Here is a 6,590-nt window from a genome sequence, read left to right on the forward strand (position 1 = left end):
CCACCGAAACGATCTGTTCCCCATTCGCAGCCAACAGATTTCGCACGCACATGGGTAACTCACCGGGCACGGGCCAACCCGACCGCCTAGTTACCGCCGCCCGCCCGACGTCACCCCCGCGGCACCTGACTCTGGCCTGAATACGCGGAGAGGCGGGTGAGCGCCCGGTCGGGAGGGAAGGCCGACCGGGCCGGATCTCCCGCCACATGTCAGCGCCGGCTTGGAGGGCAGTCCGCGGCGGCGCGGCCCGAGAGCGGCGAGGGCATCGCTGTCCCGGTGACATGCGGTGGTGGTGCGAGCCTCGATGTGCCGCACGAACCTGATCCGAGACAGATCCTGCCGAACCCATCATGAGGATTTCGTGAACGTCTCAGACCCAGGTCTTGGCGCGGATCGAGTTGGCGAGATCGACCAGCGCGTACCGGTGGTTACGCCCGGGGGCGCTGCGCGCGAGCGCACGCAACCCCGCCTCGGTGCCCTCCCGCAGGCACCGTTCGGTGAACGGCGCGCCGAACAGCGTGGCGTCGGGCCGTTTCGGGGTGTTGCCCGCCTGCAACCAGGCTAGTGCGGCACCGAGGACGAGCACCCGCATCTGGACCGCGCGTCCCTCGCCGGCGGGCAGGCTCTGCACCCGGGAGGCGGAGATGTGCAAGGTCGATTCGTCGAGCTCGGCCACCGGGGCGGCGGTGAGCAAGAGCAGCACCGCGGTCATCCGGGCGGTGGTGAAATGCCGTGAGGCGGCCGGTACTTCGTCGAGCGCGTGCACCGCGTCCACCACGCGATCGACCGCCGCGAGCTGCCTGGCCAGTCCGAAGGCGGCACTCACCACCGCACGGTCGGTGCGCCAGACGGTGTCGTAGAACTTCTCCGCGTACGCCCGCCACTGGTCCGGATCCGGCGAATCCCAATGTTGCAGAATCAATTCCGCGGTCGCGGCCAGCGCCAACTTGGGCCCGATCTCGCCGGGCAGCACGCACAGCACCCGGTCGAAGCTGGCGAAAGCCTGCTCGTACTCCACGTCGAGCAGCTGGGCCAGCCCGCGATACCAGCTGACGCGCCAATCGTTTTCGGGGAGCCTGGACAGCAGATGCAACACCGAGGCCGACTCGCCGAGATCCAGCCGGACCCGCGCCTCGGCCAGCCGGAGCTCCAGATCCAAGGTCTCCGGGGCATTGTCGGGGTCGGTCTCGGCCCGTTCCTGGGCGGCCCGGATGGCCTCCAGCGACTGGGCGGGCTCGGCATGCACGGTGGAGGCCAGCAGCGGCGCCGACGGGTCGCCCGAGTCGAGCAGCGGAACCGGCAGTGCCGCAACCACATCGCGGGCTTCGAGCAACTTGCTGCGCGCCCGGCCATCGGCGTAGGCGTCGGTCTGCCTGATCAGTTCCTCGGTGCCGAAGCTGGTTCGCGGCGGGCTGAACACCGTCGACAACTGCGGGTGCTCGGTGCCGGTCTCCATCGCGAGGATTTCCCGCAGCACCCCCGACATCTGCGCGGACATGGCTCGGGCGGACGGGAATCGGCGCTCCGGGTCCGGATCGGTCGCGCACAGCAACAGGCGGTGGAAGAACTCGTAGCGCGCCAGCACCGGATGGTCCGCGGGATCGGGAATGCCGTCGAGATAGCGGCCCTGCTCCATCGGCATCTCGAGGGTGAGCACTGCCAGGGTGCGCCCGACGGTGTAGATGTCCGACGCGACCGTCGGCCCGGTCTTCGCGATCTCCGGTGCCTGAAATCCCCTGGTGCCGTAGAGGTTTCCGTACGACTCGATGGTGGCGACGGCGCCCAGATCGATCAGCTTCACCTGGTCCTCGGTGACCATGATGTTGTCGGGCTTGAGATCGTTGTAGGTCAGCCCGATCGAATGCAGGTACTCCAGCGCGGGCAGGATTTCCAGCAGATAGGCGATGGCCTCGGCGACCGGCATCCGGTGCGGGCGGTCGTAGGAGTTGAGGATCTCGCGCAGCGACCGACCGCCGACGTACTCCATGACGATGTAGCCGATCGGCGCACCGTCCTGGTCGGTGTGCTCGACGAAGTTGTGGATCTTGACGATGCTGGCGTGTGCCACCTCGGCCAGGAATTGGCGCTCGGCGACGGCCACGGCCTGGGCCTCGGCGTCACCGGTGTGCAGCAGGCCCTTGAGCACCACCCAGCGATCGCTGACGTTGCGGTCGATCGCCAGATAGATCCAGCCGAGCCCGCCGTGCGCGATGCAGCCCTGCACCTCGTACTGACCGGACACGATGTCGCCTTCGTGCAGCGACGGCCGGAAATCGTAAGGGGCGCCGCAGGTATCGCAGGTGCCGGTGGTCAGCGCGGGCCGGATGGCGGTGGCCCGGCCGACCGGGTTGCCGCACCGCCAGCAGAACCGTTTGCCTTCCGACACAACGGGATCGGTCAAGACGGCGGCGCGCGGATCGGCAGGCTCGACCGTCGGGATCGGCACCAGCCCACCGCCGAGCTTGCGCACCGTCGGCCGGGACCGCGCGGTACGCACGCTGCGCCCCGAGGTCCGCATCGTCGCCGCCGAATCCGGCTCGGAGTCGGTACGCCATGCGCCGATGACGGTTTCGGCGGACGCCGCCGCACTGGGTGTCGGGCGTGAGCCTCGCGCGAGTTCGGTGTGCACCGGCTCGTCCACGTCCCGCGCACCTCGTGACAGCTCGGTGTGCGCGGGCTCGTCCACCTCTCGCGAACCCGTCGTCAGTTCGGTGGGTGCGGGCTCGTCCACTGCTCGCGATCCGCGCGATAATTCGGTATGTGCGGGCGCGTCCACCTCCCGCGATCCTCGCGACAGTTCGGTGTGCGCAAGCTCTTCAGCGTCCCGCGAACCCGTTGGCAGTTCTGTGTGCGCGGGCACGTCCGCTTGCCGTGAACCTCGCGATATCTCGGTGTGCGCAGGCTCTTCCGCACCCTCGCTGGAAACCATTGGGGTGGACACGGATTCGTCCGACTCGGAGGTGGCGTCGTCAGCTGTGTTCATCGGCCGTCAGTCCACGTAATTCGGTGCGGGCGGTCCCGGCGACGGGCCGAGCACGGTCAACCATTGGGCGTAGCTGCGGTCCCAGGTGCCGTCGTTGCGGATGCGGTCGAGCGTGCCGTTCACGAAGCGCACCAGATCGTCGTCACCCTTGGGGATCCCGATGCCGTAGGGCTCGACGCTGATGGTGTCGCCGACCACGGCCGTGTAGGGGTCCTGCGCGGCCAGGCCGGCCAGGATGGAGTCGTCGGTACTCACCGCGTCGACCTGCCGCTGCTGCAGCACGACGAGACAGTCGGCCCAGGTGGGCACCGAGAGCACGGTCGCGGCGGGCTGATAGTGCCGGATGCGGTCCAGCGAGGTGGTGCCGCGCACGATGCACACCCGCTTGCCCGCGAGATCGGCGATGCCGTTGATACCCGAGCTCTTCATCGCGAGCACCCGCTGTTTGGACCGCAGGTACACGGTGGAGAAGGTGACCTTCTGCCGCCGTTCGCAGGTGATCGTCATGGTCTTCGCGACGAGGTCCACGTCGTGTTTCTGCAGCGCCTGCTCCCGGTCGGCCGAGCCGAGGGTGCGATATTCGATCAGGTCCGGGCTGCCGAGCAGATCACGCGCGATCTCCCTGGCGATATCGGCGTCGAAGCCGACGATGGCGCCGGAGGTGGGATCGCGGAAGCTGAACAGGTTGCTGCCCGCGTCCAGCCCGACTATCAGCCTGCCGCGGGCCCGGATCGCATCGATCGTCGGCCCGCGCGCCGCGGTGCCCTCACCGGTCGGGCGCAGGCTGGCCGTCGGGTCGCCGCACTGCTGGTCCTTCGGCGTCGCGATCGGCGAATCGGTCAGCACCGGAACGGCTTTGGCGGGTAACGGCGGTTCGGTGTACTTGGCGGTGCTGGTCGGCAGCGGCGGCGGCGCGTCGCTGGTACAGCCGCCGGCCAGCGCGACGGCGGCGAGTGCGACGGCGAGGATGCCGTGCCCGCGCCTCATCGGTACTCCCGCAGTCGCGGCCACAGTCCGAGGCCGACGCAGCCCGCCGCGATGATGCCGAGCACCAGTGCGCCGGGCCCGAGGAAGTCGAGTACCCGCGCTGCCTGGGAGATGTTGTCGCGCAATGTATCCCGCGTCTCGTCGATGCCTTGCTCCAGTGCCTTGTCCAGTGCGTCCACCTGGGCCGCGACATCCGCGGCGCCCGGCCCGGTCGCCACCGTGGCCGCGCCGTTGTAGTCACCGCGGGCCAGCGTGTCGTTCATGCGCTGATGCGCCACCCGCCAACGGCCCAGTGCCGGAATGGCATTGCGCACTTCGTCGGCGGCGGGCGCGGAACTCGGGTAGCCGCCGAGTAGATCGGCGAGGCGGGCGATGTTCGCGTCATAGGTGCGGTCGTAGTCGCCGGTGGCGTCTCGGTTGACCAGCTTCAGCGTCTCCGCCGAACGTGCCTGCTGGGCCAGAATCCGGCTCTCGGTGAGCCGCGAGGCGGGCACCGCGCCGTCGTCGCGGCCGTTGATCATCGAGGTGGCCGACACCGCACCCGCGACCACGGTCCACGCCAGCAGCACCAGCACTGCCGCCGAGGCGAGCAGCAACCCGGGATTGAGCACCCGACGCCAGCGTTTGGCCAGGTCGAACTGTGCCCACACCAGCGCGGCCAGCGCGAGCAGCACCAGCACGATGGCGGTCCACGGCGGCCGCACGTGGTTGCGCTGCGCCTCGGTGACCGCCGCCGAACGCCGGTTGTGCAGTTCCTCGGCCATCGGCAGCACCGCCGTCTGCATCTGGTTGGAGGCTTCGCTCAGATAGGCGGCGCCCACGGGGTAGCCACTGCGATTGTTCGCGCGGGCGGTCTCCACGATGCCGGTGTACACCGGCAGGCTGGTGGCGATACCGGTGCGCAGCTGGGCATCGGTGTTGTCCGGTACGCCGGGCGCGGTGCCCGCGGCGCGGCCTGCCTCCGCCACCAATTCCGCGGCGGACTCGCCGACCGCCTGGCTGTAGCGGTCCCGCACCGCCTGCGGCTCCAGCCCGCCCGCGATGAACGCGGTGCTGGCCGCGGCGTCCGCGATGGACAGCGAGGTGTAGAGCCGATGCGCGGAGTACGCATCCGGCTCGGTGTCGTCGAGCAGCACGTCCAGGGTCTGCTGCCGGTCGCTCACGGTAGAACCGGTCACCCAGCCGGCGGCCAGGCACACGCCGATGAGGACAAGTCCGATCGCGATCAGCCGTCCCGGCGAGGAACTGGCGAACAGGCGCATCCGGGCCGGGTCGAACTGCTCGCGCATGAACGCGGCGCGCAGTGCCCCCGGACTATCCCGCGCGGCGAGCTCGGCGGTGGGCGACGGCCGGAGTACCGCCGTCGCCTGCTCGATCCGAGCCATGTCCACCTCCCCAGTCTGGGCCGCATTCGCGGATTTCTCGACGGACCGACCGGATATCCGGTCGCCCCGTGTCTGTCGTTGCGGAGTTTATTGTGGTCGTAGCGGTGCCGTGGCGTGTGAAATACCCCTGCTTGGCTGTGGGACGCCGGTGCCGCGACGGCGGAACGAGGATGGGTACCAGATGCGTGGTGACGGTGACGGGTGGTCGCGCGACCCCATTGGCATGCGGCGTTGGGGTCGTTTCGGAGCCGCCGGACTGCTGCTGCGCGCCCCGCTCGCCGACGGCGGATCGGCGGTGCTGATGCAGCACCGCGCGGCGTGGAGCCATCAGGGCGGCACCTGGGCGCTGCCCGGCGGCGCCAGGGACAGTCACGAGACCCCGGTGCATGCCGCGGTGCGCGAGGCGTGGGAGGAGGCGGGCATCGACCCCGCCGACGTCCGGGTGCGCGGCGAGCGGGTGACCGCGTCCGCACCGAGCGGCTGGACCTACACCACGGTGATCGCCGACGCCGTCGCGCCGCTGCCGACCAGCCGGAACAAGGAAAGCTCCGAACTGGCCTGGATTCCCGAGGCCGAGGTCGACGCCCGGCTGCTGCATCCCGGCTTCGCCGTGTCCTGGCCTGCGTTGCGCGCCGCGCCCGCCCGGGTCTGCCTCGACGAACTCGCGCACGACGAAGCCGTCGCCGCCGCACTGCCGCGCACGGTCGATCTGGCCGATCGAGGTTTCTTCTGGCTGCATGCCGACCCCCACGGTCCCGGCGGTTACGCGAGGATCGTCGATCCGGTGGACACCGCACCACCACCCGTCGACCCGGTACCGAACGGCACCCCCGTTGCCGAGGCCGTGCTCTCGCTCACCCTCGGTCAAGTCCTCTCCTGAGACCAGTACCCGCGCGGCCCGAACGCGAATCAAGCAGCGTTGGCGAGCAGCGCCGTCTTGAGTTGCCGGGCAGCGGCTTCCGGGTCCCGCGCTTCGGTGATCGCGCGCACCACGACGATGCGGTCCGCTCCCGCGGCAAGCACGTCGGGCAGGTTGTTCGCGTCGATCCCGCCTATCGCGAACCACGGCCGGGTCGGGTGCGCGTCGGAGGTGGAGCGCACCAGCTCGATGCCCGCGGCCTGCCTGCCCGGCTTGGTCGGGGTCGCGTAGACCGGCCCCGTGCAGAAGTAGTCGATGTGTTCGTCGATCGCGGCCAGCCCGGCCTGCGCGCGGTTGTGCGTGGAGCGCCCGATCA

General features: G+C 69.9%; 5 protein-coding genes. 1 reads left to right on the forward strand and 4 read right to left on the reverse strand.

Annotated elements, in window-relative coordinates; translation table 11 throughout:
* Nucleotides 1-370: 370 nt before the first annotated feature.
* From NN4_RS39420 to NN4_RS39430, 3 genes are all read right to left on the reverse strand, one after another.
* Nucleotides 371-2,641, reverse strand: coding sequence for a serine/threonine-protein kinase PknG (locus NN4_RS39420; RefSeq protein ID WP_371865813.1), 2,271 nt, complete (start codon nucleotides 2,639-2,641; stop codon nucleotides 371-373).
* A gap of 348 nt (nucleotides 2,642-2,989) precedes the next feature.
* Nucleotides 2,990-3,970 (reverse strand): glutamate ABC transporter substrate-binding protein, encoded by a 981-nt coding sequence (locus tag NN4_RS39425; RefSeq protein WP_147142041.1) that lies wholly within the window; start codon nucleotides 3,968-3,970, stop codon nucleotides 2,990-2,992.
* A complete protein-coding gene (locus tag NN4_RS39430; protein WP_107661025.1) occupies nucleotides 3,967-5,355 on the reverse strand; it encodes a GlnX family signal transduction membrane protein in 1,389 nt (462 codons plus the stop codon). The genes NN4_RS39425 and NN4_RS39430 overlap by 4 nt, the downstream gene beginning before the upstream one ends.
* 181 nt (nucleotides 5,356-5,536) lie before the next feature.
* Here NN4_RS39430 and NN4_RS39435 point away from each other — a divergent pair, with 181 nt between their 5' ends.
* Nucleotides 5,537-6,235 carry an NUDIX hydrolase gene (locus NN4_RS39435; RefSeq protein ID WP_147142044.1) on the forward strand — a complete coding sequence of 233 codons (699 nt, stop codon included), beginning with the start codon at nucleotides 5,537-5,539 and terminating at the stop codon, nucleotides 6,233-6,235.
* 29 nt (nucleotides 6,236-6,264) lie between these two features.
* Here NN4_RS39435 and NN4_RS39440 read toward each other — a convergent pair.
* On the reverse strand, nucleotides 6,265-6,590 hold a 326-nt coding region (locus tag NN4_RS39440; RefSeq protein ID WP_186818845.1), incomplete at its 5' end, for a thiamine phosphate synthase.

It is taken from the genome of Nocardia ninae NBRC 108245 (genome assembly GCF_007990755.1).
In the GTDB taxonomy this organism is placed as follows: Bacteria; Actinomycetota; Actinomycetes; order Mycobacteriales; family Mycobacteriaceae; genus Nocardia; species Nocardia ninae.

Coding starts and splice junctions, on each gene's coding strand:
- NN4_RS39425 (WP_147142041.1), bottom strand. CDS start 3,970: ATGAGGCGCGGGCACGGCATCCTCGCCGTCGCACTCGCCGCCGTCGCG.
- NN4_RS39430 (WP_107661025.1), bottom strand. CDS start 5,355: ATGGCTCGGATCGAGCAGGCGACGGCGGTACTCCGGCCGTCGCCCACC.
- NN4_RS39435 (WP_147142044.1), top strand. CDS start 5,537: ATGCGTGGTGACGGTGACGGGTGGTCGCGCGACCCCATTGGCATGCGG.